This window comes from Phenylobacterium montanum, assembly GCF_018135625.1.
GTDB lineage: Bacteria > Pseudomonadota > Alphaproteobacteria > Caulobacterales > Caulobacteraceae > Poindextera > Poindextera montana.
The window spans coordinates 862,193-887,794 of sequence record NZ_CP073078.1; the positions used below are offsets into that span (position 1 = coordinate 862,193).

A 25,602-nucleotide genomic window follows, 5' to 3' on the forward strand; every position below is an offset into this window, starting at 1 on the left:
CCAAAGATAAGATGCGCTGCGGAGCGCGGCTTCAGGCTGTAATTGATCTCCCGTCCCGCGCCATGGCCGGCGCGCGGAAGGGAGCTTTTGTCCGATGTCCGCAGTCCTGGGCCTGCCCGCCGCCACCGAGCGCCGCCCGCTTTCCGCGCACCTGAGGCGGCTTGAATCCGAGTCGATCGAAATCATTCGCGAGGTCGCCGCGGCGTTCGACAACCCGGTGATGCTCTATTCGATCGGCAAGGATTCCGGGGTAATGCTGCACCTGGCGGCCAAAGCCTTCTATCCGTCCAAGCCGCCGTTCCCGCTGCTGCATGTCGACACCACCTGGAAGTTCCGCGACATGATCCGCCACCGCGATACGGTGGCCGAGCGCTATGGCGTGCGCCTGCTGGTCCACACCAACGAGGAAGGCCTGGCGCGCGGGATCAACCCGATCGCCTCCGGCTCGTCCCTGCACACCCAGGTGATGAAGACCGAGGCCCTGAAACAGGCTCTGGACAAGTACGACTTCGACGCGGCCTTCGGCGGCGCGCGGCGCGACGAGGAGAAGAGCCGGGCCAAGGAGCGGGTGTTCTCGTTCCGCTCGGCCGGCCACGTCTGGGACCCGCGCAACCAGCGGCCGGAGCTCTGGCGGCTCTACAACACCCGGATCAACAAGGGCGAGACCATTCGCGTCTTCCCCCTGTCCAACTGGACCGAGCTCGACATCTGGGAATACACGCGCAGCGAAAACATCCCCGTGGTGCCGCTCTATTTCGCCGCCCCGCGGCCGGTGGTGAAGCGCGACGGCATGCTGATCATGCGCGACGACGAGCGCATGCCGCTCCTCCCCGACGAGGTCCCCGAGACCCGCTGGGTGCGGTTCCGCTCGCTGGGCTGCTATCCGCTGAGCGCGGCGGTGGAGTCCCGGGCCGACAGCCTGGAGGACATCATCGCCGAGATGCGCGCCTCCCGCAGTTCCGAGCGCGAGGGGCGGCTGATCGATTCCGACGAGTCGGCCTCGATGGAGAAGAAGAAGCGCGAGGGCTATTTCTGATGGACGGCGCGCAATCCCCCCTGACCGAACTGTCGGTCGAGATCCCCGTCGAGACCGCCGAGCGCGGCCTGCTGCGTTTTCTGACCTGCGGCTCGGTGGACGACGGCAAGTCGACCCTGATCGGACGGCTGCTCTATGACTCCAAGTTGATCCTGGACGACCAGTTGGCCGCCCTGGAGCGCGACAGCCGCCGGCATGGGACCGCGGGCGAGGACATCGACCTGGCGCTGCTGGTCGACGGCCTAGAGGCCGAGCGGCAGCAGGGCATCACTATCGATGTGGCCTATCGCTTCTTCACCACCGACCGGCGCAGCTTCATCGTCGCCGACACGCCTGGGCACGAACAGTACACCCGCAACATGGCCACCGGCGCCTCGGGTGCGGACCTGGCGGTGATCCTGGTCGATGCGCGAAAGGGGCTGCTGACTCAGACCCGGCGGCACAGCTACATCTGTTCGCTGCTGGGCGTGCGCCATGTGGTGCTGGCGGTGAACAAGATCGACCTGGTGGACTACGACCAGGCGGTGTTCGACCGGATCGTCGCCGACTATGCGGCTTTCGCCGAGGGCCTCGGCTTCTGCTCGATCACCCCGATCCCGATGTCGGCCCGCCACGGCGACAACGTCACCCGGGCCTCCAGCAACACCCCCTGGCATCGCGGGCCGACGCTGGTCGAGCATCTGGAGACCATCGACGTCGTTTCCGATGCGGCGGCCAAGCCGTTCCGCTTCCCGGTGCAATGGGTCAATCGGCCGGACCTGGATTTCCGTGGCTTTTCCGGCACGGTCGCCTCGGGTGTGGTTCGCCCCGGAGACCGGGTCACAGTGGCCGCCTCGGGCCGCGAGAGCACCGTCCGCAGGATCGTCACCTATGACGGCGACCTGGCCGAGGCCCGGGCCGGCGACGCCGTGACCCTGACCCTGGCCGACGAGGTGGATATCGCCCGCGGCGACCTTTTGGCGCCCGCCACCGCGCGGCCCGAGGTCGCCGACCAGTTCGCCGCCCATGTCCTTTGGATGGGCGACGAGCCCCTGCTGCCCGGCCGCCCCTATCTGATGCGCATCGGCGCGCGGCACGTCCCGGTCAAGGTCACGGCGCTCAAGCATCGCATCGACGTCGACACCCAGGAGCACCTGGCCGGCCGCAGCCTGGCCCTGAACGAGATCGGGGTCTGCAACCTGTCGACCAGCGCGCCGATCGCCTTCGACGCCTATGCCGACAACCGCGAGACCGGCGCCTTCATCCTGATCGACCGCTACACCAACGCCACGGTGGGCGCAGGCATGATCGACTTCGCCCTGCGCCGGGCGGGCAACATCCATCGTCAGGCCCTGCTGGTCAGCCGTGAGGATCGCCAGCGCCTGAACGGCCACGGGGCGGCGGCCCTTTGGTTCACCGGCCTCTCGGGCTCGGGCAAGTCGACCATCGCCAACCTGGTCGAGCGCGCCCTGCACGAGCGCGGTGTGCGCACCTTCCTCCTGGACGGCGACAATGTCCGCCACGGCCTGAACCGCGACCTGGGCTTCTCCGACGCCGAGCGGGTGGAGAACGTCCGCCGGGTCGGCGAGGTGGCCAAGCTGTTCGTCGAGGCCGGGACCATCGTCCTCTGCTCGTTCATCTCGCCCTTCCGCGCCGAGCGGCGGATGGTGCGCGAGTTGTTCGAGGCCGGCGAGTTCCTGGAGATCTTCGTCGACACCCCGCTGGAAGCCTGCATCGCCCGCGACCCCAAGGGGCTCTACGCCAAGGCCCTGGACGGCCAGATCGCCAACTTCACCGGCGTCTCCTCGCCCTATGAGGCGCCGGAGGCGGCCGAGATCGTGGTGGCGACCGAGGACCTGAGCGCCCAGGAGGCGGCGGATCGCATCGTCGAGGCATTGGAGCGGGCCGGTCGGATCTGACCTGTAGGCGCTATTGTGACCTCTGACGCGATCCCCTAACCTGCCCCGTCGTCCGCGGTCGGCGTGGAGTTACAGGATTTGGCTCGTCTATGCAGACCTCCGGCTCAGGTATTTTAGTGAGCGTACAGACCTCGTTCGAGGTCCTGCTGGTCGAAGACGAGCCCCTGGTGGCCATCGTCGCGGAAGAATGCCTCAGATCGATCGGCTATGAGCCGATCGTGGCCCATAGCGCCCAGGAGGCCCGCGACGCGATCGAAGGTGGCCTGCGTCCGGCCCTGGCCGTGATCGACGTCGGCCTGCCCGATGGCCGGGGCGACGAGCTGGTCACACAGCTTCGACGCCGCCATCCGGAGCTGCGCGTGGTGGTGGTCAGCGGCTATGAGGAAGACGAGCTGCGCGCCCAGTTCCAGGGCGATCGCGGCGTCACTGTGGTCGCCAAGCCCTACACCGAGCTGGACCTGGCCCGCGCCACCGAAAGCCTGGGGCTGGAACTGCGCGAGGGCTGATCCTACCCCGTCAGTGCCCGATCAGGCTGGACAGCAGGTTGATGCCCAGGGCCAGGATCGCGGTGTTGTAAAGATAGGCCACCGCGCCATGGGCGGTGATCAGGTTGCGCAGGCTGGCGCGCTCGACATTTGTGTCCGAGACCTGGAAGGTCGCGCCCATGCAGAACGAGAGGTAGGCGAAGTCCAGATAGGTTTCCGGCGGATCGCCCGGGAACTTGAAGCCGCCGACGATTTCACCGTCCTCGCCGGTCTCGCCGAAATGGCGATGGGCGTAGTGAAGCGTGAAGATGGTCTGCAGCATCAGCCAAGAGACCACCAGGGTCGCTGCGGCCAATCCCGCCACAAGGTTTTGCTCGAATGGCGAGCCATGCTTGCTTTCGATCATGGCCAGCACGATGCCTACGAGGCTGGCGAGGATGGCGCTGACCACCAGGGTCAGAAGGCCCCATGGCGTCTCGTCCTCGTTGCACGCGCGGCACCGCACCTCTTCGGTGGTGGCGGTGACGAACAGCCGCCAGGTCAGGACCAGATAGAGCGCCGCTCCCCCGTTCCAGGCGATCAGGATGCGGCTAGCGGGCGGGGCGCCCAGCAATGGGCTTGCGACCAAAAGCAAAATACCGAACACGGCCCCGACCGCGAGCCGCCAATGGTGCGGGGCGTATCTTTTGGTGCTCATTTCCTGGTCGGACACGGCTGACGCTCCTCACTTCCGCGTGAAGCATGGCCCGATTCCAACATTTCCGCGCCATTCGGGCGAACCTTTGGCTTAAATGAAGCGTTGCCACTGACGCGGGTCCGGACCTGGCCCCACTTAGGCCGAGCCGCGGATCGCTTGTTCGAGACCGCTCCCCCCGACCGGGCGTTGCTCATCGCGCCCTCAGTGAACAGGAAGTACCGATGACTGAGCCAACCACCCCCCAAACCAAGCCGGCGCATCGCGGATTCGCCGCCATGGACAAGGCCCGCCAGCGGGAAATCGCGCGCAAGGGCGGCGCCAGCGTGCCGGACGAAAAGCGCAGCTTCTCACAGGATCGCGACCTGGCCGCGGCGGCGGGACGCAAGGGCGGCGAAGCCTCGCACGGTGGCGGACGCCGGCGGGCCGACGCCTCCACCCAGCCGGCCAACACGCGCTCCTGACCCGTTCCGCTTGAACGGCGAAAGCCGCCCGCTCCGGTCCCCCTCTCGGAGCGGGCGCATTCGCCTGTATACGGCTATTCCTGCAACAGGAAGATCGCGAAGGCTGGGTCGGGGCTGATCCAGCGCGCGGCTAAGCGCCAGCCGCCCCGGGCGGCCAGGGCCTCGAACGCCTCGACCGTGTATTTATGGGAATTCTCCGTGTGGATGGTCTCGCCCGCCCGCATCGAAAACTCGCGCCCGGCCACCTCGAACACCTGATCCTCCGTGCTGAGCAGATGCATTTCGATCCGGCTATCCCGCGCGTTCCAGACCGCGCGGTGGGCGAACTTGCCGAGATCAATGTCGGCGTCCAGTTCGCGGTCGATCCGGGCTAGCAAGTTGAAGTTGAAGGCCGCGGTGACGCCTTGCGCGTCGTCATAGGCGCGGATCAGCACGCCCTCGTCCTTGACCAGGTCGGCGCCGACGATCATGCGCCCGCCGGCGCCCAGGAGCTTACGCGCCTCAGCGAGAAAGCGTGCGGCTTCGTCGGCTTCGAAATTGCCGATGGTCGAGCCGGGGAAGAACCCGACCCTGGGCCGGCCCTCGGCGACGGCCGGCAGGGCGAAGGCCTGGGTGAAGTCCGCCGCTACCGGTTCGACCAGGAGGCGCGGGTAGAGCCTGCGGATCGCCTCGGCCGCTTCGAGCAGGGCCTCGGTCGAGATATCAACCGGCGTATAGGCCGCGATCTGGGGCGCGGCGTCCAGGAGGCGACGCGTCTTCAGGCTGGCGCCGCTGCCGTATTCGATCAGGGCGGCGCCGTCGGGGATGTGGGCCGCAATCTCGCCGGCCACGTGGTCCAGCAGGGCCATCTCGGTACGGGTCGGATAGTATTCCGGCAGGCGGCAGATCTCTTCGAACAGGGCTGCGCCGCGGGCGTCATAGAAGTACTTGCTGGGCAGGCGCTTCCGCGGCTGCGAGAGGCCCGCCACCACGTCCTGGCGGAAGGCGTCGATGTCGGCTTCCGCCGCCGCCTGATCCTCCGCCAGACGCACGCCGCTGAACATCCACCGTTGATGCGGCTGGAAGAAGTTGCGGTAGCTGGGCCGCACGTGGCCTTCGGGCGTGGCCGAACAGCCGCCGCGCAGCACCATCTGGCCAATCATGAACTTGCCATTGTACTCGCCGACCGCGCCGGCGGCGGGGCGGAAGCCCGGATAGCCGAGATAGGCGCTGGCGGTCCATTGCCAGAGCTCGTCCGAAGCCTGGCGCAGCTCGCCGCCCTCGCCCTGGCGACGCACGGCGTGCTCCCACTCCGCCTCGGTCGGCAGGCGCTTGCCGCGCCAGTGGGCGTAGGCGTCGGCCTCGTAGTAGCTGACATGGGCGACCGGGGCGTGAGGGTCGAGCGGAACCGCCCCGGCCAGGGTCATTTCCCACCAGCCTCCGGCGTGGTCGAGCCGCCAGTAGAGGGGATGACTCCAACCCTCGCGCTGGATCAGCGCCCAACCGTCGGAGAGCCAGAGGTCGGCCTTGCGATAGCCGTCGTCCTCAATGAACTCGAGCCACTCGCCATTGGTGACCAGCCGATCGGCCAGGCCGTAGGGTTCCAGCCATACGTCATGGCGAGGCCCCTCGTTGTCGAAGGCGAAGCCGCCGCCGCTGTGGCCGACCGGGACCAGGCCGCCGGCGAAGCGCAGGAATCGGGCCGGGCCGGGATCGTCGCGGCGAGCCGGCGGCGGGCCCTGATAGACCGGATCGCCCGGCATCTGGGCGAACAGGTGCAGCACGTCCATCAGGATCAGCTCCTGGTGCTGCTCCTCGTGCGCCAGGCCCAGTTCGACCAGAGCCTGGACCTCGCGCCGCTCGGCCGCAGGGCCGGCCAGGAAGTCAGCCATGGCCAGGTCGACGTGGCGGCGATAGGCGCGCACCTCGCTGAGCGAGGGACGGGTGATCAGGCCCCGCTCCGGCCGGGGACGGCGGGGGCCGACGGCTTCGTAGTAGGAGTTGAACAGATAGGCGTATCCCGGATCGAACACCTGGTAGTCGGGGTCGAAGGCCTGCAGCAGGAAGGTCTCGAAGAACCAGGTGGTGTGGGCCTGGTGCCATTTGACCGGGCTGGCGTCGGGCATCGACTGGACCACCTGGTCCTCGGCCGAGAGCGGCAGGGTCAGGGCGGCGGTGTGGGACCGGACGCTGTGGTAGCGGGCCAGGAGCGGGGTTTCGACGCTGGGCGAACTCGTATCGCGCTGGGCCGGGCGCGCGCCGTCAGCGGGACTCACGCGGCCGCTCCTCGTGCGGCCTTCGAGCGTCGGATAGCCATCGGTTCTCTCCCTGGCGTGGCGGCCTGCGTCGCCCTGCCGAGGGCCGCAGATCAAACCGTGAACGGCATCTTGACGCCAATATGGTGGACCCACTCGGCGAGGCAAGAGGCATGACCCTGGAGAACAACGCACAACGGCTGCCTACTGACACCTTGGCCGTAGACAAAAAACGCCGCCCCGGCGCAAACCGGGGCGGCGCTGATCTCAATCCAGACTGATCTGGCGGGCGACGATCAGCCCTGGCCGGTCACCGCGGCGACTTCCGCAGCGAAGTCTTCCTGCTTCTTCTCGACGCCTTCGCCGAGGGCCAGACGCACGAAGCCCTTCACCTTGACCGGCGAGCCCAGGGTCTTGCCGGCTTCGGCCACCAGCTGCTCGATGGTCTGGTCGGGGTTCATGACGAAGGCCTGCTTCAACAGCACGACTTCCTCGAAGAACTTGCGGATGCGGCCTTCGACCATCTTCTCGACCACAGCGGCGGGCTTGCCCGACTCCAGGGCCTGTTCGGTGAAGATGGCGCGCTCGCGCTCCACCGCTTCCGGGTCCAGGTCGTCGGTCGACAGCGACAGAGGGGCGGTGGCCGCCACGTGCATGGCGATCTTCTTGCCCAGGTCCTGCAGCGCGGCCTGGTCGCCAGCGCCTTCCAGGGCCACCAACACGCCGATGCGGCCAAGGTCCGGGGCGGTGGCGTTGTGCACATAGGCCGCCACGGCGCCTTCGGCCACGTCGAAGCGGGCCGCGCGGCGCAGCAGCATGTTCTCGCCGATGGTGGCGATCAGGTTGGTGATCGATTCCGCCACCGTCTCGCCGTCGGCGGTCTTGGCCGCGCCGATAGCGTCCACCGAGCCGTCGGTGTCCAAGGCGATCTGGGCGGTCTTGCGCGCCGCGACCTGGAACAGCTCGTTGCGGGCGACGAAGTCGGTTTCGGCGTTCAGCTCGATGGCGGCGCCGGTCATGCCCTTGCCATTGGGGCGCAGGGCGATGGCCACCAGACCCTCGGCCGCCACGCGGTCAGCCTTCTTGGCCGCCTTGGACAGACCCTTGGTGCGCAGCCAGTCCATCGATTGTTCGATGTCGCCGCCGTTCTCCTGCAAGGCCTTCTTGCAGTCCATCATGCCCGCGCCGGACTTCTCGCGCAGTTCCTTCACCAGGCCGGCCGTGATCTCCGCCATGGAGCTTCTCCAGTTTCAAATAGGTCGGACGGCCGAGCGTTTAGCCCAGCCGTCCATTTCAGGAAAGGCTCGCGGCGGGTGGGACCGCCGCGAAGTTTTTGTGTCAGCTCGCGGCCGGCTCGTCCGCCGCGGCGGCTTCGGTCGCCACGACTTCGGCAGGGACTTCCGCAGGCGCTTCGGCCGGGACCTCGGCTTCCGCGACCATCTTCAGCACCGGCTCGCTGGGAGCTTCCGAAGCGCCCAGGTCGACGCCCAGGGAGGCTTGGCCCTGGGCCAGGCCGTCCAGCACCGCGTCGGCGATCAGGTCGCAATAGAGCTGCAGCGCGCGCGCCGCGTCGTCATTGCCCGGGATCGGATAGGTGATGCCGTTCGGGTCGCAGTTGGTGTCGAGGATCGCCACCACCGGGATGTTCAGCTTGCGGGCTTCCTGGATCGCGATCGCTTCCTTGTTGGTGTCGATCACGAACATCAGGTCGGGAATGCCGCCCATGTCCTTGATGCCGCCCAGCGACAGTTCCAGCTTGTCGCGCTCGCGGGTCAGCTGCAGGATTTCCTTCTTCACCCGGCCTTCGCCGCCCGAGGACAGCACGGTTTCCAGTTCGCGCAGACGGGCGATCGAGCCGGAGATGGTGCGCCAGTTGGTCAGGGTGCCGCCCAGCCAGCGGTGGTTGACATAGTACTGGGCGCAGCGGCGCGCAGCGGTCGCGACCGGGTCCGAGGCCTGGCGCTTGGTGCCGACGAACAGCACCCGGCCGCCGCCGGCGGCGACGTCGCGGACCTTGACCAGGGCCTGGTGCAGCAGCGGGATGGTCTGCGACAGGTCGATGATGTGGATGTTGGCGCGGCTGCCAAAGATGTACCGCTCCATCTTCGGGTTCCAGCGGTGGGTCTGGTGGCCGAAGTGAGCGCCAGCTTCCAAGAGCTGACGCATGGAGAATTCAGGAAGCGCCATAGGTATGTCTCCTTCTTCCGGTGCGCCTCCGCAGGCAAACCCCTTCGAGAAGGGACCGGAACGGAAGCCAGAACGGGATTGACCGATCAGCCGCCGAACGCCTGCGTGTGTGATGGGGCGCGCATGTAGGGGATTGCGCAGCGAAAAGCAAGGGGCGCGGCCTGTCGCCGCCGTTCAAGCCTGAGGCCGCCTGCGTGCGCGATGAACCCGCGACGACACGGCAAACTCGCTCGATATCCCTCCGGAGCCCGCCATGTCCGACGCCGCCGCCTTTTTCGCCCGCGACCTCAGCCGCGACGACCCGGCCGTGCAGGCCGCCATCGACGCGGAGCTGCATCGCCAGCAGGACAAGCTGGAGCTGATCGCGTCCGAGAACATCGTCTCGCCGGCCGTGCTGAAGGCCCAGGGCTCGGTGCTGACCAACAAGTACGCCGAGGGCTATCCGGGCAAGCGCTACTATGGCGGCTGCGAGCACGTGGACGTCACCGAGCAGCTGGCCATCGACCGGGCCAAGGCCCTGTTCGATTGCGGCTTCGCCAATGTCCAGCCGCACTCGGGCGCCCAGGCCAACATGGCGGTGCTGTTCGCGCTGCTGCAGCCCGGCGACACCATTCTGGGCCTCGGCCTCGCCCATGGCGGCCACCTGACCCACGGGGCGCCCCCCACCGTCTCCGGCCGCTGGTTCAAGCCGGTGAACTATGGCGTGGATCCGGGCTCCCAGGTGATCGACTACGACGCGCTCGAAGCCCTCGCAATCGAGCATCAGCCGAAACTGATCATCGCCGGCGGCTCGGCCTATCCGCGCACCCTGGACTTCGCCCGCTTCCGCGCCATAGCCGACAAGGTCGGGGCCTATCTGATGGTCGACATGGCCCACATCGCGGGCCTGGTGGCCGGCGGCGCTCACCCAAGCCCCCTGCCCTACGCCCACGTCACCACCTCGACCACGCACAAGACCCTGCGTGGCCCGCGCGGCGGCCTGGTACTTTCCAACGACGAGGACATCGCCAAGAAGATCAATTCCGCGGTCTTTCCCGGCATCCAGGGCGGCCCGCTGGAGCACGTGATCGCCGCCAAGGCGGTGGCCTTCGGCGAGGCCCTGGAGCCGTCGTTCAAAGCCTATGCCCGCCAGGTCGTGTCCAACGCCAAGGTGTTGGCCGAGGGCCTGGCAGCCCGCGGCTGCGCCATCGTCTCCGGCGGCACCGACACCCACGTGGTGCTGGTCGACCTGCGCCCCAAGGGTCTATCGGGCAAGGTGGCCGAGCGGGCCCTGGATGAGGCTGGGATCACCTGCAACAAGAACGGCATCCCGTTCGACCCGGCCAAGCCGGCGGTCACGTCCGGCATCCGCCTCGGCTCGCCCGCCCTGACCACTCGCGGCTTCCGTGAGGCCGAGTTCGAAAAGGTCGCCGCCCTGATCGACCAGGTGCTGGAGGCCGCGCGGACCGGCGAACAGCTTGAAGATGTCACGATGCACGTGCGGGCCGAAGTCGCGGCCCTGTGCAAGGCGTTCCCGATCTATCCCAACTAGCCCTTGCCAGGCGGTCCAAGGCGCCTGTTACCTAGCGTCCTCCAGGTTGCTGACCTTGAAGGGGACCTAAGGACATGGACGTGAAGATCTGGCTGGCATCGATCGCGCCAGTTGCGACCGCCATCGGGTTCAAGGTCGTTGGCGGCCTCGTGCTCTATCTGATCGGCCGCTGGCTGATCGGCGCCGCCATCGGCGTGCTGTCGCGGGTGCTGACGGCGCGCAATCTCGACGCCACCCTGCAGCGCTACATCGCCAACATCCTCGGCGTCGGGCTGAACATCGTCCTGGTGGTGGCCATCCTCGGCTATTTCGGGGTCGAGACCACCAGCTTCGCCGCCCTCCTCGCCGGCGTCGGCCTGGCCGTCGGCGCAGCCTGGTCGGGCCTCCTGGCCAATTTCGCCGCCGGCGCCTTCCTGATCATCTTCCGGCCATACAAGGTCGGCGACTACATCGTCGGCGCCGGCGTGGAAGGCACGGTCACCGAGATCGGCCTGTTCAACACCCTGATCACCGCGCCGGACAACGTGGCCATGATCGTCGGCAATTCGAAGGTGTCGGGCGACATCATCAAGAACTACAGCGCCCACGCCCATCGCCGCGTGGACCGCACAGCCCAGCTCGCCTTTGGCGTCGATCCGCTGGAGGCCATCGCCAAGCTGAAACCGGCCCTGGCCGCCATCCCCAACGTGATCTCCGATCCGGCGCCGGACGTGGAGATCCTCGACTTCAACGCCATGGGCACGGTGCTGGCCGTGCGTCCCTACTGCCACACCAACCACTATTGGCAGGTCTATTTCGACACCAACAAGCTGATTGCCGCCACCTTCGGCGCGGCGGGCTATCCGGCGCCGTATGTGGTGGAGGAGTTGCGGGGCGGGAAGGCCAAAAGCTGACCCGACGCCCGAAAGAGCCGAGGCGCCCTTTGTAGCTCGTCTATTTCCGCGTCCAGGAGCCGCCCAGGGGCTTGTAGTAGGCGCCCGCCGGCAGCCGCCCGACGAGCTGGATGGCGGTCGCCTCTCCGGCGGCGGCTTGCGACACGCCGGTCTTGGCGGCGATATCCTGGTAGGCCTTGGCGCGCCCTGCGTTAATGGCGGCCATGGCGGCGGTCACATCCGCCGGCGCCGACCCTGTGACCAGGCCAAGGAAGCCGTCGCCCTGCTCGCCGACCACCCCCTGGGTTTTGGCGGCGTCGACAGTGGCTTTTTCGGCGGCGGACTGGGCCGATGCGCCTGTGGCCGCGAGGCTCAGGCCGAGGGTCAGGGCGAGGAACAGACGGCGGATCATGGTCGGCCTCTAAAACAGGTTGGGGTTCTGCTGGATGGCCGTCTGAACCTCCTTGTCCAGACGGATGCGGATATCGGCCTCCAGCTTGGCGTAGATGCTGATCGGTTCGACCCGGACGTTGATCGTCGGCGTGCAGGCCCCCAGGGCCAACAAGGCGCCGGACGCCAGAAGACTCGTCAGCAGGGCGCGTCTGATCATCAAGGCTTCACCTCTTGTTTGACGGCGAGCGGACCATGTTCCGCCTGAACCGACGCTGAACCGCCAGGCTCTTGGGCCTGGCCTAAGCTGTCACGCCATGCCTGCTGCAAGGCCCGCACAAGCTCGCCGAAGTTCAGCGACGTGTCGAGGGTCAGATCGATCCTGGTGTCGGACGGCAGCGTCAGGGGCTTGGCCAGGGGCTGGCCGCGGAGAAGGTCGCTGAGGGCGATGGTCGCGCGCTGCGGCTTGGGCGGCGCGTGGCGGCCCTTGATGTGGAACAGGACCCCCAGTCGATCGCCGGGCAGCGTGTTCAGCGAGGCGTCCAGCGTGTCGAAGGCCAGGTCGCCCATGGCCTGGTAGGCCAGGTCCTCGGCGAAGCCGGCCTGCTTCGCGCTGGCGCCGTCCTTCAGCGCCTTGCGCGAGATCGACAGGCGGCCTGGACCCACGGCCCGCAGTTCACCGCCCTGGATGGTCAACCCGGCCGAGCTCACGGTGAAGGGGATGCGCCCGTCGACCACGGCGTCCAGCTTGACCGAGTCGGCCAGGCTCGAGGCGGCCAGAACCTGTCCGATCCTGACGTGGTCGATCACCAGCACGCCCTTGAAGGGCGCCCCGGCGGCGAGCGGGGCGACCATCGGCTCCAGGCGGATGCGGCCCTCGGCGATCGCGCCCGACGCCTGGTCGATGCTCACCGAGCGGGCGTCCAGATCGAACTGCGCGGAAAGCCCGCTGAGCGGGGTCGCCGCCTGCACCAGCTCTACATTGACCTTCTGGCCCGGCTGCGTGACCAGGGGCGACAGGCTGGTGAAGTGGAGGTCGCTGTTGATGCCCAGCACAGCGCCAAGCGGGCTCTTGAACTCCAGACCGTTCGCCTTCAGCTCCCCGCCGCTTTGCGCCGGCGCGCCGGGCCCCCAGGCGAACCAGCCCTTGAAGGTAGCCACGCCCTGGGCGTTGCGCGCGAAATCGGCCTGGGGCGTCAGTTCCGCCGGCTGCAGGGCGTTCGGGGCGAACGCCAGGGGCCCGGTGTCGATGTCCGCGCGGCCGGTCCCGCTGGCCACCACCTGGCGAAGGTCGACCTTGCCGATCCGATGGCCGGCGTGGGTCGTGGCCGCAAAATCGCCGGTCCAGACGCCGCCAGCCAGGTTGGCGCGGCCGGCGAGGTTCAGGTCGCGAAACCGCAAGGGCTTGGCGGTGTCGGCCAGTTGCGCCTTGTCGACGCTGACCTCGGCCGCCTCCAGGGCGTGGCGGCCGATGGCCTGGAAGGCGCCGTCGGCCCCGGTGACGCGCGCCTCGAAGCTGGGCGCCGCGCCCTGAGCCTGCTGCAGCTGCCCACGCGCCCGCCAGCCTTCGGCGCTCGCCACGAGCAGCGGGCCATCGCCCGGGCAGAGGCTGGCGGCGAAGTCGTCCACCGAATTGGGCCCGAAATCGAGACGGTGCGCGCGCTGCGGCGCACAGCCGTCCAGGTCGAAGCGCACCTGGCCGCCGTGTCCGGAGAGCCGGCCCTTGGCCTGCACCTGCGCGCCGCGGGCGAACAGGGCGTCCAGCTCGCTCTCGGCCGCCAGGTCGGCGCTGAAGCCGGACGATGTGATCGCGGCGTGGGATAGGCTGGCGCGCATTGTCGGCAGCCCACCGCCGCCGAGCTCGATGCGTCCCGCTGAGACAATCCCCTTGGCGCCGATGGTCGTCGGCGCAGCCGCCAGCGTCAGACGCGCCCCGGAACCGGCATCGACGGTCAGCGGCGCCCCAAGGGCCAGTCTCACCCCGTGGTCGGACAACTCGGCTCGCCAGCGCGATTCGGCGAAACGGAAGCCGTGCAGGGCGCGCTCGATCGCGGCGGCATAGGGCTTTTCGTCCGAGAGCACCGGGACCCGCTGGGCCAGGCTGTGCGCCCGCGCGGCGGCAAATGCGGCATGGCCAGCCAATCCCCCCTCCAGCGTCCCGGCCCTGCTGAAGCGGCCACCTTGCGCCAGGAGCTTCAGCCCGCGGATCCGGATCGCGCCGGTCTGGACCTGCGCCTGGGCGCCGGCGGTGTCGACCCCGCCGGACAGGCCGCCGGCTCCCTCGCCAGTCAGCGACAGCCCCGACGCATCGCGGACCACCGCCAACTGGGTCAGATCGATCTGCACGAGGCTCCGGTTCAGCCGCGCGCCCGGCCGCTGCGCCTGGGCGACCTGGCCGGTCAGCAGCATCCGCCCGGTAAGGACCTGTCGCGCGGGGCTAGCCTCCCCAGCGCCGTCCAGATCGAGATTCACGACCCCGCCCGAGGCGTGCAGGTCGCCGCTGTCCGCTGTAACGCCCAGGCCGGTAAGGGCCAGGCGCACCGGCCCGCGCCAGGCGCCGCCTTTCGCCGGGAACGGAAGCTCGCCGCCCAGCTTGACCCGCGCCGCATGCAGCCTGGCCGCGCCTGCAAGCGCGTTCACCGGCCCAAGATCGATCGTCAGCGACATCCGCTCGCCAGTTCGATGCAGCTCGAACGCGCCCCCCTCGCCTTGCAGCCTCACGCCGGCCAGGCCGGCCCTATAGGGGTCGAGGCTGCCGCTGAGATCCGTCAGCAAGCCTTTCTTCAATGCGCCGCCGCCGCGGAACACGTCCTGACCATCCGGCGTCACCAGCACCAGGACGGCCTGCTCGATCGTGACGTCCGGAGCTGGTCCTCCGCCCGGCCGTGGCTTCGACAGCTGCGCGATCAGCGGCTGCAGGGCGCCGTATCGCATCTCACCGCCCGACCAGCGAAGCCTCAGCCGGGGGCGGACAAGGCGCAGGCTGGTTGTGCGCACCCCCAACGGGGCGCCGCTCCACGGGCCGGTCAAGGCGTAGCCGACCTCGACACGATCCACGGTCAGGTCCGGATCCGCCGCTGGCCCGACCCTCAGGCTTGCGCTGAGCCCGGTCAGGGACAGGGAGCGAATCGAAAGGCCGGAAACCACGCCCTGCTGGCGCAGCCAGTCACGGGCGAGCCCCTCGGCGATGCGTCCTCGCGCCAGGTAAACCGCCCCGGCGGCGACGAAGACGACGGCCACGGCAACGCCTGTGGCCGCGGGCCATCGTCTTGGCCGAGGTTTCGGAGGGGCGGACGACTCGGCGCTCATTCACACTCAACGGGCTTCGATTGCGCGCAGACTATGTGCTGGCGTCGCGCCTGTCAGGGGCGATCGCGCTACCCCGCCGCGCGTTCCGCCCTTGGCGGGCGATCGAACCGGCGGCGGTAGGCGGTGGAGAAGTGGGTCGGCGAGGTGAAGCCGCAGGCCAGCGCGATGTCGGTGATCGGCATGGCGGTCTGGCGCAGCAGGGCGCGGGCGCGGTCGAGGCGCAGGGTCAGGGCGAAGGCGCTGGGGCTGTGGCCCAGGCGCTGCCTGAACAGCCGCTCCAGCTGACGCGCCGAAACGCCGGCGTGGGTCGCGACCTCGGCGGCGGACAGCGGAAACTCGATCCGTTCCTCCATCAGCCGCACCGCCTTTTCCAGCGCCGGGTGGCCGACCACCGAATGGGATTTGGCCAGGCTGGGCTGGCGCTCCTCGCCGGCGCGGGTGCGATCGACGATGAACTGCATGGAGACCTGGTCGGCGACCTCGCGCCCCAGCCCGCCGCCGATCAGGTTGAGCATCATGTCCAGGGGCGCCACCCCGCCGGTGCAGGTCAGCCGGTCGCGGTCGATGGCGTAAAGGTCCTGGGTGAAGTCGATCTCGGGGAACTCCTCGTGGATCGCCTGCAGGTTCTCCCAATGGATGGCGCAGCGATAACCTTTGAGGAGTCCCGCCTCGGCCAGGGCGAAAGAGCCGGTGCAGAGGGCGCCCAGGGCCACGCCCTGCCGCGCCAGGCGGCGGAGCGCGGTCTTGACCGGCCGCCCGACCGAGAGGCGCACATCGACCCCGCCGCAGACCAGCACCGCATCCATCGGCCCCGCCGCCTCCAAGGCCAAGGTCGGGCCCAGCGACAGCCCGTTGCTGGCCGCAGCCGGCGCCCCGTCCAGGGTCAGCATGGTCCAGCCGTAGTCGGCCCGCCCGGTCAGACGATTGGCCATGCGCAGCGGCTCGATGGCGTTGGCGCAGGCGATCATCGAATAGTTCGGCAGGGTCAGGAAACCGAACCGGCGGAGGGCCGAGGGGATCATGGGGCCAGTCTGCGCCTCACCGTTCGATCACCAGGTCGCTGGTGGGTTTGGAGCAGCAGATCAGGATCATGCCCTGGTCGATCTCGCGCTGGCGAATCCCGCCCGAGGGCGACATCTCGACCGTGCCGGAAACCAGCTTGCACTTGCAGGTGCCGCACATGCCCTTGGCGCAGGAGGACGGCAGGCGCATGCCCGCGGCCTTGGCGGCGGCCAGGACGAACTGGTCCGAGGGGCAGTCGAGCGCGCGCCGCGAGGTGGCGAACTCGACCCTAAACGACGGCACGCCGGCTTCGCATTCAGCTTCAGGTTCGGCGTCAATCTGGTCTCCCAGCTCACTGAAATCGAAGCTTTCCTGGTGATGTCGGCTCATGTCGAAGCCGGCTTCGGCCAGCGCCGCGCGCACGCCCTCCATGTAGGGCGCCGGGCCGCAGACGAAGACCTCGCGCTCGCGGAAGTCGGGGCAGATCAGCTCGAGGCGTTTGAGGTCGATGCGGCCGCGATAGCCGGACCAGGCGGCCATGGGCGCGTCGGCCTCGCAGAGGGTGGTGATGCGCAGGCCCGGCTGCTCGCGGGCCATCAGGGCCAGCTCGGCCTCGAAGATCAGGTCGATCGGCGAGCGGGCGCTGTGCACGAAGGCGATGTCGGCGCCGGAGGCGAGGTCGTGGTGCGTCCGGGTCATCGACATCAGCGGCGTGATCCCGCTGCCAGCCGACAGGAACAGGTATTTCGGCGCCGGATGGGCGGCGCAGGTGAAGTCGCCCATCGGCCCCATCGCCTTGACCCGCATGCCGGGCTTCAGGGTCTCGTGCAGCCAGGTCGAGACCGGGCCGCCGGGAATCTTCTTGACCGTGATCTCCAGCCGGTGCGGCCGGGTCGGCGCGCTGGCGATGGTGTAGCAGCGATTGATCGCCTCGCCGCCGATCTCGAACTCGAAGGTCATGAACTGGCCGGGGCGGTAGGAGAACACCCGCGGCTCGGGCGCTTCGAACACAAAGGTCATCACGTCGTGGGTTTCGCGGCGCACGGCGCGGCAGACCAGGGTGTCGTCGACCTCGCTGTCCCAGACGGGCGGCGGGGCGGCGATCAGCGCCTCGATGAGGCGGCTGTCAGCGGGGCGTTCCAGCAGGTCGGTCACTACGCGGCCTCCGCCAGGTCGGTCGCCAGGCCCGCGGACAAGCGGCCCAGGTACCAATCGCAGAACTTCTCCACCAGGCCCTCGGTGAACACCGAATAGGGACCCGGCTCATAGGCGGGGCTTTCCACCCCCGCCTGGGTGATCTCGACCAAGTCGGCGTCCTGCTGGTTGGTCGCCAGCCAGACCTGGGTCAGGTTTTCCAGGTCGTAGTCGACGCCCTCGACCGCATCCTTGTGCACCAGCCAGCGGGTTCTGAGCAGGGTCTCGGTCGGCGAGACCGGGATCACCGAGAAGGTGACCACGTGGTCGCTCATGAAGTGGTGCCAGGAATTGGGCTGGGTCCAGACCGAAAGCCCGCCCATGGCCGGGTCGTTGATCTGGCCCAGGAGCTTTCGGGACGCGACCTTGGAGTCCAGGGTCTGGCTCTCGCCGTGCTGGTCCAGCGGCAGGCGCTCGGCGCGGAAGGCGGTGACGCGGTCGGCCAGGTGCTCGACCTCGCGCGAGGCGGCGCCGGCGCCCTCCCAGCGGGCGTGACTGTCGCAGACCAGGGCCTGGTAGCGCGCCGCCTGCTCGCGCTCGCCTTCATCCAAGGTCTTCGGCGAGAAGCCGAAGCCATAGGCGAACAAGGGAACTGTCAGCTCCGGATGGTTGGCGCCGCAGTGATAGCACTCGCGGTTGTTCTCCATGGTCAGCTTCCAATTGCCGTGCTCGATCAGGTCGGTCGACTTGACGATCTTGCAATTGGGCAGGTCGTGGACGGCGAGGTACGGGGTCAGGGCCTCGGCCATGGCCTCGATGTCCTTGGGCGGCTCCTCGGCCAGACAGATGAACAGCAGGCCGGCGATCGAGCGCAGGTGGACCGGCTTCAGGCCCCGGCAGCTCTTGTCGAAATCCTCGCCCATGTGGTCGGCGAAGAGCAGTTTTCCATCAAGACCGTAGGTCCAGGAGTGATAGCGGCACACGAGGTTTCCGACCACCGCATTGGGCGTCGAGACCAGCCGCGCGCCGCGATGGCGGCAGACATTGTGGAAGGCGCGGATGTTCATGTCGTCGTCGCGCACGATCAGCACCGAGGTCTTACCGATATCGACCACCACCACGTCGCCCGGCTCCGGCACGTCGGGCTCGACGCCAACATAGATCCAATGTCGCCCGAAGATAAGTTCCATGTCGGCTTCGAAAATATCCTGGCGCCGATAAAAGTCCGCCGCCAGGCTGTGCCCGGCCCGGCGGCGGGCGATCAGGTCTTTCAGGGATTGGGAATCTGCAAGGGTCATGACGAGGGCCTGAACTTGAAGCTGAGCCGACTGTCCCCATTTGTACGCACGCGCGCGGCGAGTCACATTCCAATATCCGACATCTGTTGAGCGGAACGCGACACTGGCGGTTTGTCGCAGGCGCAAGACCCATCCATGACGCATGCGACACGCATGTCGGGCTGATACAAGTTCGCCGCCGCCTCCGTGATGGCCCCGCCGGCCGCCCGGGCCCACCCTTCAGCCACCGATCGTCGGGCGGACCCCATGCAGAGATTTTCAGCCTTCCAGCTCTTCAAGCAGGGGCTTTCCGGCCAGTCGGGCTGGAAGCCGCAATGGCGCTCGCCCGAACCCAAGCCCGCCTATGACGCCGTCATCGTCGGCGGCGGCGGCCATGGCCTGGGCGCGGCCTATTACCTGGCCAAGCAGCACGGGATGCGAAACATCGCCATCCTGGAGAAGGGCTGGCTGGGCGGCGGCAACACCGGCCGCAACACCACCATCATCCGCTCCAACTACCTGTTCGACGAAAGCGCCGGCCTCTACGACCACGCGGTCAAGCTGTGGGAAGGCCTGTCGCAGGAGCTGAACTACAACGTCATGTTCTCCCAGCGCGGGGTGATGATGCTGGCCCACACCGTGCACGACGTGCAGGTGTTCAAGCGCCACGTCCACGCCAACCGCGCCAACGGCGTCGACAACGAATGGCTGACGCCCGAGGAGGCCAAGGCCTACTGCCCGCCGCTGAACATATCCGACAACATGCGCTATCCGATCCTGGGCGCGGCCCTGCAGCGGCGCGGCGGCACGGCGCGGCACGACGCGGTGGCCTGGGGCTATGCCCGAGCGGCGGACAGCCTTGGCGTCGACATCATCGAGAACTGCGAGGTCACCGGCATCCGCCGCAACGCCGCCGGCGCGGTCGAGGCGGTGGAGACCACCCGCGGGGTGATCAAGACCCCCAAGGTCGGGGTCAGCGCCGCCGGCCACACCAGCGTTGTGCTCGGCATGGCGGGCGTGCGCCTGCCGCTGGAGAGCTATCCGCTGCAGGCCCTGGTGTCCGAGCCGATCAAGCCGATCTTCCCCTGCGTGGTGATGAGCAACACCATCCACGCCTATATCAGCCAGTCGGACAAGGGCGAGCTGGTCATCGGCGCCGGCACCGACATCTACACCAGCTACACCCAGCGCGGCGGACTGCACATTCCCCAGCACACGCTGGAGGCCATCTGCGAGCTGTTCCCCGCCTTCCGCCGCATGAAGATGCTGAGGAACTGGGGCGGCATCGTCGATGTCACCCCCGACCGCTCGCCGATCGTCGGCAAGACCCCGGTGCCGGGGCTCTATGTCAATTGCGGCTGGGGCACCGGCGGGTTCAAGGCGACGCCCGGCGCGGCCCATACGCTCGCCTGGACCATCGCCAAGGACGAGCCGCACCCGATCAACGCCCCCTTCACCCTCGAGCGCTTCCGCGACGGCCACCTGATCGACGAAGCCGCCGCCGCGGCCGTGGCGCACTAGAGGCGAGAGACTCATGCTCCTGATCACCTGCCCCTATTGCGGCCCGCGGCCCGAGATCGAGTTCAGTCACGGCGGGGAGGCGCACATCGCCCGGCCCGAGAACCCCAGCGAACTCAACGCCGACGATTGGACCGAATACCTCTACCTGCGCGCCAACCCCAAGGGCCTGCACGCCGAGCGCTGGCGCCACATCCATGGCTGCGCGCGCTTCTTCAACGCCCTGCGCGACACCACCACCGACCAGTTCGTGACCACCTACAAGACCGGTGAGCCGCGCCCCGATCTCAAAAAGGACGCCGCCGCGTGAGCCAGATGTTCCGCACGCCCGCCGGCGGCCGCATCGATCGGTCCAAGCCGGTGCGCTTCACCTTCGATGGCGCGAGCTATCAAGGCTTCGAAGGCGACACCCTGGCCTCGGCCCTCTTGGCCAACGGCGTCCACCTGATGGGCCGCTCGTTCAAGTATCACCGCCCGCGCGGGGTGATCGCCTCCGGCTCGGACGAGCCCAACGCCCTGGTGGATGTGCGCCGCGACGCCGCCCGCTCGGCGCCGAACCTGCGCGCGACCCAGGTCGAGCTCTATGACGGGCTGTCGAGCGAAAGCCAGAATCGCTGGCCGAGCCTCAGCTTCGACGTCGGGGCGTTGAACGAGCTGATCGCGCCGTTCATCTCCGCCGGCTTCTACTACAAGACCTTCATGTGGCCGCGGAAGGCCTGGGACAAGCTCTACGAGCCGTTCATCCGCAGCGCCGCGGGCCTCGGCAAGGCGCCCGGCGCGCCCGACCCCGACCGCTATCTCAGCCGCTATGCCCACTGCGAGGTGCTGGTGGTCGGCGCCGGCCCGGCCGGGATCGCCGCGGCCCTGGCGGCGGCGGAAGGCGGCGGCCGGGTGATGCTGGTCGACGAGCAGGCCGAAATGGGCGGCTCGCTCCTGGCCGCGACCGAGGCCTTCATCGACGGCGAGCCGGCCGGCGAATGGGCCGCCAAGGCGCTGGCGACCCTGGCCGCCAATCCGCGCGTCACCCTGCTCTCCCGCGCCACCGCCTTTGGCTATTTCGCCCACAACATGATCGGCGTGGCCGAGCGCCTGACCGAGCACCTTGCCCAGCCCAAGGCCGGCCAGCCGCGCGAGCGCCTGTGGCAGGTGCGCGCCAAAGAGGTGGTGCTGGCCGCAGGGTCGATCGAGCGGCCGCTGGTGTTCCCCGACAACGACCGTCCGGGCGTGATGCTGGCCGAGGCCGCGCGCACCTATCTGCGCCGTTATGGCGTCCTGCCCGGCCGCCGGGTGGTGATCGCCACAGGTCACGACGGCGCCTATCGCGCGGCGCTGGACCTGCACCGCGCCGGGGTCGAGATCGCCGCCATCGCCGACGTGCGGCCCGATCCTTCGGGCCCCCTGGTCGACGCCGCGCGCGCGGCCAAGCTGCCGATCCGCGCCGGCTGCGCCATCACTGGGACTTACGGGACCAAGCGGGTCAGCGGGGCGCGGCTTTCCAAGATCACCGGCGCCGGCCAAGTCGGCGCGGCCGAGACCGTGGCCTGCGACGCCGTCCTGATGTCGGGCGGCTTCACCCCCAGCGTCCACCTGTTCTCGCAGTCGCGCGGCAAGCTCACCTGGGATGAGAACCTTCAGGCCTATCTGCCTGGCCAATCGGCGGAAGCCGAGCGCTCGGCCGGCGCCTGCCGCGGCCGCTTCGGCCTAGCCGAGGCCCTGGCCGACGGCTGGGCTGCGGGGGCCGAGGCTGCGGGCGTCGCCGCCCAGCGGAGCTTCCAGGTCAAGGCCACAGAGCCGGCGCCGGAGGGCGTGATCGGCGCCCTGCCCCACGATCGCGGCGTCCAGGCTAGAGCCTTCGTCGACTGGCAGAACGACGTCACCACCAAGGACCTGAAGCTGGCGGTGCGCGAGGGCTTCCAGTCGATCGAGCACATCAAGCGCTACACCACCACCGGCATGGCCACCGACCAGGGCAAGACCTCGAACATCAACGCCCTGGGCGTGGTGTCCGACGCCCTGGGCAAGCCGATCCCGAAGATCGGCCTGACCACCTTCCGCATGCCCTATACGCCGGTGACCTTCGGCGTCTTGGCAGGCCTGGCGCGCGAGGACCTGTTCGACCCCATCCGCACGACGCCCATCCACACCTGGGCCGCAGAGCAGGGCGCGGTGTTCGAGGACGTCTCCCTGTGGAAGCGCGCTCGCTACTTCCCTCGCGGGTCGGAGGACATGGAGGCCGCCGTCCGCCGCGAATGCCTGGCGGTGCGCTCGTCCTGCGGAATCTTCGACGCCTCCACTCTCGGCAAGATCGAGGTCGTCGGCCCCGACGCCGCCGAGTTCATGAACCGCATGTACGTCAACGCCTGGACCAAGCTCGGCGTCGGCAAGTGCCGCTATGGCGTGCTCTGCCGCGAGGACGGCTTCGTCACTGATGACGGCGTCGTCGGCCGCATCGCCAAGGACCGCTTCCACGTCACCACCACCACCGGCGGCGCCCCGCGCGTCCTGTCTATGATGGAGGACTACCTGCAGACCGAGTGGCCGGACCTGAACGTCTGGCTGACCTCGACCACCGAGGAATGGGCGGTCATCGCGCTACAGGGGCCCAAGGCGCGGGAAATCCTGTCCGGCCTGGTCGAAGGGATCGACCTGTCGCCGGAAGCCCTGCCGCACATGAGCTTAGGCCATGGGACCATCTGCGGCGTCCCCACCCGCCTGTTCCGCGTCAGCTTCACCGGCGAGCTGGGCTTCGAGGTCAATGTCGCCCCCGATCACGCGCGCGCGGTCTGGGAGGCGATCTGGGCCGCCGGCCAGCCGTATGGCCTGACGCCCTATGGCACCGAGACCATGCACGTGCTGCGCGCCGAAAAGGGCTTCATCATCGTCGGCCAGGAGACCGATGGGACCGCGACGCCCGACGATGTGGGCCTGTCCTGGTGCATCGGCAAGGCCAAGCCGGACTTCGTGGGCAAGCGCTCGCTGGCGCGGCCGTCCATGGCCGACCCCGACCGCAAGCAGCTGGTCGGCCTTTTGACCGCCAACCCCGAGACCGTGCTCGAGGAAGGCGCCCAGATCGTCGCAACGCGCGGTCAGGCGCCGCCCATGACCCTGATCGGACACGTCACCTCGTCCTATTACAGCGCCGTGCTCGGCCGCTCGATCGCCCTGGCCATGGTCAGGGGCGGGCGCGCGAAAGTGGGCCAGACCCTGTTCTCGCCCTCTCCCGGCGGCGATATCCCGGTGCAGGTGGTCTCGCCGGTGTTCTACGATTCCGAAGGAGCGCGGGTGAATGGCTGAGACCCTGACCATCCGCCGCCCTCTGGACGGCTTTACCGCGGCAGCGCCGCTCGGTCTGGCGGCGGCTCCGCCCATGGCCCGCTTCGTCCTGCGCGGACGTGACGAGGCCCTGGCCGCGGCCGAAGTCGCACTCGGCTTCGCCCTGCCCCACCAGGCCTGCCGCGCCGCCGGCGCCGGCGAGCGCCACGCCCTCTGGCTCGGGCCGGACGAATGGCTGCTGCTGGCCCCCGCCGGTCAGGCCGAGAGCCTGTCCGCCGCCCTGGAGCAGGCCATGGACGGCCTGCCCCATGCGCTGGTCGAGGTCAGCCAGCGCCAGACCGGCCTTGTTGTCACCGGCGCTCTGGCCGAGACCCTGCTTTCGGTCGGCTGCCCGCTGGACCTCGCCCCGGCCGCCTTCCCCGTCGGCATGTGCACGCGCACGGTCATGGCCAAGGTCGAGGTGGTGCTATGGCGCACGGGGTCAGACGCTTTCCACATCGAGGTCTGGCGGTCGTTCGCCGCCTATGCCTGGCGGTTCCTGGAGGCCGCTGGGGCGGAGTTCGTCGGCGGCTGACGGTGAATCGGCGCCAAGACGATAATCCTTCGCAACAATGGTGCGGTCGAAAATCAAACAACCTCAGCAGTTGATGAGACTATCTCCCCTTGAAATCCCACGCGACGTGCTTCCGGAAACATTCACGGCGCCCGAATATCGACGCGAAATCTCATATTTCATTCATTGAATTCCACATCCGCGAGGATCGTTGACTTACGTCAATGGGATCAGGGGGATAATGATCGATAAGACCTTCCAGTTGAAACTCAAACTGGGAGACTTGGCATGGCCAGGCAACTGATTGGGCTTCGCACGAAGCTATCGGCGTTCGCCGCGGCGAGCGTCTTTATGGGTGGATGCCTGATCGCAGGCGCGCCGGCGATGGCTCAACAGGTCGATGAGGTCACCGTGACCGCGCCCCGCGTGGTCGAGCACCGCGCGTCAGGCGCGCGCAATGAACACCCAGCCACCGTGACGCTTTCCCGCGGGGTAGGCTACGCCGACCTCAATCTCGCCACCCAAGCGGGCGCAGCGACCCTTGAGCAACGGATCAAGGACACGGCGAGCGGGATCTGCGCGCAACTGTATGACATCTACCCGGAAACCCTGTACCTGCCCAACCCGACAGGCCAGGACTGCGTAGCGGTGGCGGTCGATGGCGGCATGACCCAGGCCAAGGCGGTCATCGAGGCCACACGCAAGATCGCCATGCTGCCCAATGAAGTGACGGTCACGGCGCCGCGCTTGGTGGTGCATCGGGTGTCCGGCGCGCGCGGCCAGAACCCTGAATCGGTCTCGCTCTCGCGCCGGGTGCAATACGGGGACCTGGACCTCGCCACGCAGGCGGGCGCAGCAGCGCTCAAGGAACGGGTCAAGGAGACCGCGAGCCTGATCTGCTCGCAGCTCAACGACCTCTATCCAGAGAGCCTGTATCTGCCCAATCCTTCCGGCCAGGACTGCTTGAGCGTAGCGGTCGACGGCGGCATGACCCAGGCTAACGCCGCGATCACGCTTGCGCACAAATAGCAGAGCTTTCGGCTTCACGGCCTCCCCGAAACCTCAAGGAAGCGGGGAGGCCGGCGCTGAACACGCGGCCGGTTAGAGTTTGTTTGCTGGATCTCTGGTCCGCGGTCAAAAATGTTCAGTTGTTTCGCCATCTGCCTGCAGGCGTTCTGCGCGCCATGCGGCGCAGGGGCGCGGCGAAGCTGGCGGCATCGTCAGCTGGCCGACATCGCTTGAACTCAAGCCATACCCCTTCTCCGCCAACACTGAGCCTTCGGAGATGGTCATGAAATTCATGCTTGCTTCACTGGCCGCGGCCGCCCTGTTCGCCGCCGTCCCGGCCCTAGCCGCTGACGAGAACGCCCCAAGCTTCGAGAACGGGCCGGTCTGGGACTTCGGCCAGATCCAGACCAAGGACGGGCATTTCGACGAATACATGCACTGGCTCGACACCCAGTGGAAAGCCCAGGAAGAGGCGCTGAAGAAGGAAGGCGTGATCATCGACTACAAGGTCTATCTGGTCGCGGACCCGCGCCAGGGCGAGCCCGACATCATCCTGGCCACGGAATACAAGAACATGGCGGCGTTCGACCGCTCGGTGGCGGATGGCTACGCGCTTCAAGCCAAGATCTTCGGCTCGATCCCCAAGGCCGATAGCGAACAGGCCGCGCGCGGCACGGTCCGCACGGTGCTCGGAGACGTGTGGGCCCGCGAAGCCATCCTGAAATAGAAAACTGACC

The 25,602-nt window shown here is 68.2% G+C and carries 23 protein-coding genes; 12 read left to right on the top strand and 11 right to left on the bottom strand.

What is annotated here, in order from left to right:
• The first annotated feature begins 94 nt into the window (after nucleotides 1-94).
• The 3 genes from cysD to KCG34_RS03960 all read left to right on the top strand — a co-directional run bounded on the left by cysD (nucleotide 95) and on the right by KCG34_RS03960 (nucleotide 3,440).
• Nucleotides 95-1,036: a sulfate adenylyltransferase subunit CysD gene (gene cysD, locus KCG34_RS03950; protein ID WP_211939099.1), complete on the top strand. Its 942-nt coding sequence runs from the start codon at nucleotides 95-97 to the stop codon at nucleotides 1,034-1,036.
• Nucleotides 1,036-2,934 (top strand): sulfate adenylyltransferase subunit CysN, encoded by a 1,899-nt coding sequence (gene cysN, locus KCG34_RS03955; protein WP_211939100.1) that lies wholly within the window; start codon nucleotides 1,036-1,038, stop codon nucleotides 2,932-2,934. Before cysD ends, cysN begins: the two co-directional genes overlap by 1 nt.
• A gap of 116 nt (nucleotides 2,935-3,050) precedes the next feature.
• Nucleotides 3,051-3,440, top strand: coding sequence for a response regulator (locus KCG34_RS03960; RefSeq protein WP_211939101.1), 390 nt, complete (start codon nucleotides 3,051-3,053; stop codon nucleotides 3,438-3,440).
• A gap of 10 nt (nucleotides 3,441-3,450) precedes the next feature.
• Here KCG34_RS03960 and KCG34_RS03965 read toward each other — a convergent pair whose 3' ends face one another.
• Nucleotides 3,451-4,131 carry a DUF1345 domain-containing protein gene (locus KCG34_RS03965; RefSeq protein ID WP_249138210.1) on the bottom strand — a complete coding sequence of 227 codons (681 nt, stop codon included), beginning with the start codon at nucleotides 4,129-4,131 and terminating at the stop codon, nucleotides 3,451-3,453.
• 206 nt (nucleotides 4,132-4,337) lie between these two features.
• On the opposite strand from KCG34_RS03965, the gene KCG34_RS03970 reads away from it, so the two are divergent.
• Nucleotides 4,338-4,577, top strand: a complete 240-nt coding sequence (locus tag KCG34_RS03970) for a con-10 family general stress protein (RefSeq protein ID WP_211939102.1) — start codon at nucleotides 4,338-4,340, stop codon at nucleotides 4,575-4,577.
• Between the two features lie 74 nt (nucleotides 4,578-4,651).
• On the opposite strand, the gene egtB is transcribed toward KCG34_RS03970, so the two are convergent.
• From egtB to rpsB, 3 genes are all read right to left on the bottom strand, one after another.
• Nucleotides 4,652-6,832: an ergothioneine biosynthesis protein EgtB gene (gene egtB / locus KCG34_RS03975; protein ID WP_211939103.1), complete on the bottom strand. Its 2,181-nt coding sequence runs from the start codon at nucleotides 6,830-6,832 to the stop codon at nucleotides 4,652-4,654.
• A gap of 275 nt (nucleotides 6,833-7,107) precedes the next feature.
• The gene (gene tsf / locus KCG34_RS03980; RefSeq protein ID WP_211939104.1) at nucleotides 7,108-8,046 is read right to left on the bottom strand and encodes a translation elongation factor Ts; all 939 of its coding nucleotides are present in this window, start codon (nucleotides 8,044-8,046) and stop codon (nucleotides 7,108-7,110) included.
• A gap of 103 nt (nucleotides 8,047-8,149) precedes the next feature.
• Nucleotides 8,150-8,998: a 30S ribosomal protein S2 gene (gene rpsB, locus KCG34_RS03985; RefSeq protein ID WP_211939105.1), complete on the bottom strand. Its 849-nt coding sequence runs from the start codon at nucleotides 8,996-8,998 to the stop codon at nucleotides 8,150-8,152.
• Nucleotides 8,999-9,251: 253 nt separating this feature from the next.
• Here rpsB and glyA point away from each other — a divergent pair, with 253 nt between their 5' ends.
• Nucleotides 9,252-10,529 carry a serine hydroxymethyltransferase gene (gene glyA / locus KCG34_RS03990; protein WP_211939106.1) on the top strand — a complete coding sequence of 426 codons (1,278 nt, stop codon included), beginning with the start codon at nucleotides 9,252-9,254 and terminating at the stop codon, nucleotides 10,527-10,529.
• Nucleotides 10,530-10,603: 74 nt separating this feature from the next.
• Entirely contained in the window at nucleotides 10,604-11,422 is an 819-nt protein-coding gene (locus KCG34_RS03995) for a mechanosensitive ion channel family protein (RefSeq protein ID WP_211939107.1), read from the top strand.
• Nucleotides 11,423-11,462: 40 nt separating this feature from the next.
• Here the strand turns inward: KCG34_RS03995 and KCG34_RS04000 are convergent, their stop codons facing one another.
• The 6 genes from KCG34_RS04000 to KCG34_RS04025 form a co-directional block, all read right to left on the bottom strand.
• Nucleotides 11,463-11,813, bottom strand: coding sequence for a YdbL family probable chaperone protein (locus KCG34_RS04000; protein WP_211939108.1), 351 nt, complete (start codon nucleotides 11,811-11,813; stop codon nucleotides 11,463-11,465).
• A 9-nt stretch (nucleotides 11,814-11,822) separates the two neighbouring features.
• The gene (locus tag KCG34_RS04005; protein ID WP_211939109.1) at nucleotides 11,823-12,011 is read right to left on the bottom strand and encodes a YnbE family lipoprotein; all 189 of its coding nucleotides are present in this window, start codon (nucleotides 12,009-12,011) and stop codon (nucleotides 11,823-11,825) included.
• On the bottom strand, nucleotides 12,011-15,031 hold the full coding sequence (locus tag KCG34_RS04010; RefSeq protein WP_211939110.1) for an intermembrane phospholipid transport protein YdbH family protein: 3,021 nt from the start codon (nucleotides 15,029-15,031) through the stop codon (nucleotides 12,011-12,013). The genes KCG34_RS04005 and KCG34_RS04010 overlap by 1 nt, the downstream gene beginning before the upstream one ends.
• Before the next feature lie 137 nt (nucleotides 15,032-15,168).
• Nucleotides 15,169-16,122, bottom strand: coding sequence for a GlxA family transcriptional regulator (locus KCG34_RS04015; protein WP_211939111.1), 954 nt, complete (start codon nucleotides 16,120-16,122; stop codon nucleotides 15,169-15,171).
• Between the two features lie 16 nt (nucleotides 16,123-16,138).
• A complete protein-coding gene (locus tag KCG34_RS04020) occupies nucleotides 16,139-17,257 on the bottom strand; it encodes an FAD-binding oxidoreductase (RefSeq protein ID WP_211939112.1) in 1,119 nt (372 codons plus the stop codon).
• Nucleotides 17,257-18,534, bottom strand: a complete 1,278-nt coding sequence (locus KCG34_RS04025; RefSeq protein WP_211939113.1) for an aromatic ring-hydroxylating oxygenase subunit alpha — start codon at nucleotides 18,532-18,534, stop codon at nucleotides 17,257-17,259. Before KCG34_RS04025 ends, KCG34_RS04020 begins: the two co-directional genes overlap by 1 nt.
• Before the next feature lie 246 nt (nucleotides 18,535-18,780).
• Here KCG34_RS04025 and KCG34_RS04030 point away from each other — a divergent pair, with 246 nt between their 5' ends.
• The 5 genes from KCG34_RS04030 to KCG34_RS04050 all read left to right on the top strand — a co-directional run bounded on the left by KCG34_RS04030 (nucleotide 18,781) and on the right by KCG34_RS04050 (nucleotide 24,886).
• Nucleotides 18,781-20,034, top strand: a complete 1,254-nt coding sequence (locus KCG34_RS04030; RefSeq protein ID WP_211939114.1) for a sarcosine oxidase subunit beta family protein — start codon at nucleotides 18,781-18,783, stop codon at nucleotides 20,032-20,034.
• Nucleotides 20,035-20,047: 13 nt separating this feature from the next.
• On the top strand, nucleotides 20,048-20,341 hold the full coding sequence (locus KCG34_RS04035) for a sarcosine oxidase subunit delta (protein WP_211939115.1): 294 nt from the start codon (nucleotides 20,048-20,050) through the stop codon (nucleotides 20,339-20,341).
• Between the two features lie 5 nt (nucleotides 20,342-20,346).
• Nucleotides 20,347-23,325 carry a sarcosine oxidase subunit alpha family protein gene (locus KCG34_RS04040; RefSeq protein ID WP_249138386.1) on the top strand — a complete coding sequence of 993 codons (2,979 nt, stop codon included), beginning with the start codon at nucleotides 20,347-20,349 and terminating at the stop codon, nucleotides 23,323-23,325.
• Nucleotides 23,318-23,878 (top strand): sarcosine oxidase subunit gamma, encoded by a 561-nt coding sequence (locus tag KCG34_RS04045; protein ID WP_211939117.1) that lies wholly within the window; start codon nucleotides 23,318-23,320, stop codon nucleotides 23,876-23,878. The genes KCG34_RS04040 and KCG34_RS04045 overlap by 8 nt, the downstream gene beginning before the upstream one ends.
• Before the next feature lie 267 nt (nucleotides 23,879-24,145).
• A complete protein-coding gene (locus KCG34_RS04050; protein ID WP_211939118.1) occupies nucleotides 24,146-24,886 on the top strand; it encodes a UrcA family protein in 741 nt (246 codons plus the stop codon).
• 105 nt (nucleotides 24,887-24,991) lie between these two features.
• Here the strand turns inward: KCG34_RS04050 and KCG34_RS04055 are convergent, their stop codons facing one another.
• Nucleotides 24,992-25,159 (bottom strand): hypothetical protein, encoded by a 168-nt coding sequence (locus tag KCG34_RS04055; RefSeq protein ID WP_211939119.1) that lies wholly within the window; start codon nucleotides 25,157-25,159, stop codon nucleotides 24,992-24,994.
• Here KCG34_RS04055 and KCG34_RS04060 point away from each other — a divergent pair.
• On the top strand, nucleotides 25,149-25,592 hold the full coding sequence (locus KCG34_RS04060) for a hypothetical protein (RefSeq protein ID WP_211939120.1): 444 nt from the start codon (nucleotides 25,149-25,151) through the stop codon (nucleotides 25,590-25,592). The two genes, KCG34_RS04055 and KCG34_RS04060, sit on opposite strands and share 11 nt — an antisense overlap.
• Nucleotides 25,593-25,602 lie beyond the last annotated feature (10 nt).

What these genes read in the sequence shown, in the direction of transcription:
- KCG34_RS04040 (WP_249138386.1), top strand. Translation starts at nt 20,347, where the DNA reads ATGTTCCGCACGCCCGCCGGCGGCCGCATCGATCGGTCCAAGCCGGTG.
- KCG34_RS03995 (WP_211939107.1), top strand. Translation starts at nt 10,604, where the DNA reads ATGGACGTGAAGATCTGGCTGGCATCGATCGCGCCAGTTGCGACCGCC.
- rpsB (WP_211939105.1), bottom strand. Translation starts at nt 8,998, where the DNA reads ATGGCGCTTCCTGAATTCTCCATGCGTCAGCTCTTGGAAGCTGGCGCT.
- glyA (WP_211939106.1), top strand. Translation starts at nt 9,252, where the DNA reads ATGTCCGACGCCGCCGCCTTTTTCGCCCGCGACCTCAGCCGCGACGAC.
- KCG34_RS04005 (WP_211939109.1), bottom strand. Translation starts at nt 12,011, where the DNA reads ATGATCAGACGCGCCCTGCTGACGAGTCTTCTGGCGTCCGGCGCCTTG.
- KCG34_RS04055 (WP_211939119.1), bottom strand. Translation starts at nt 25,159, where the DNA reads ATGAATTTCATGACCATCTCCGAAGGCTCAGTGTTGGCGGAGAAGGGG.
- tsf (WP_211939104.1), bottom strand. Translation starts at nt 8,046, where the DNA reads ATGGCGGAGATCACGGCCGGCCTGGTGAAGGAACTGCGCGAGAAGTCC.
- KCG34_RS04025 (WP_211939113.1), bottom strand. Translation starts at nt 18,534, where the DNA reads ATGACCCTTGCAGATTCCCAATCCCTGAAAGACCTGATCGCCCGCCGC.
- KCG34_RS03970 (WP_211939102.1), top strand. Translation starts at nt 4,338, where the DNA reads ATGACTGAGCCAACCACCCCCCAAACCAAGCCGGCGCATCGCGGATTC.
- KCG34_RS04050 (WP_211939118.1), top strand. Translation starts at nt 24,146, where the DNA reads ATGGCCAGGCAACTGATTGGGCTTCGCACGAAGCTATCGGCGTTCGCC.
- KCG34_RS04060 (WP_211939120.1), top strand. Translation starts at nt 25,149, where the DNA reads ATGAAATTCATGCTTGCTTCACTGGCCGCGGCCGCCCTGTTCGCCGCC.
- KCG34_RS04030 (WP_211939114.1), top strand. Translation starts at nt 18,781, where the DNA reads ATGCAGAGATTTTCAGCCTTCCAGCTCTTCAAGCAGGGGCTTTCCGGC.
- KCG34_RS04045 (WP_211939117.1), top strand. Translation starts at nt 23,318, where the DNA reads ATGGCTGAGACCCTGACCATCCGCCGCCCTCTGGACGGCTTTACCGCG.
- cysN (WP_211939100.1), top strand. Translation starts at nt 1,036, where the DNA reads ATGGACGGCGCGCAATCCCCCCTGACCGAACTGTCGGTCGAGATCCCC.
- KCG34_RS04015 (WP_211939111.1), bottom strand. Translation starts at nt 16,122, where the DNA reads ATGATCCCCTCGGCCCTCCGCCGGTTCGGTTTCCTGACCCTGCCGAAC.
- KCG34_RS04035 (WP_211939115.1), top strand. Translation starts at nt 20,048, where the DNA reads ATGCTCCTGATCACCTGCCCCTATTGCGGCCCGCGGCCCGAGATCGAG.
- KCG34_RS04000 (WP_211939108.1), bottom strand. Translation starts at nt 11,813, where the DNA reads ATGATCCGCCGTCTGTTCCTCGCCCTGACCCTCGGCCTGAGCCTCGCG.
- cysD (WP_211939099.1), top strand. Translation starts at nt 95, where the DNA reads ATGTCCGCAGTCCTGGGCCTGCCCGCCGCCACCGAGCGCCGCCCGCTT.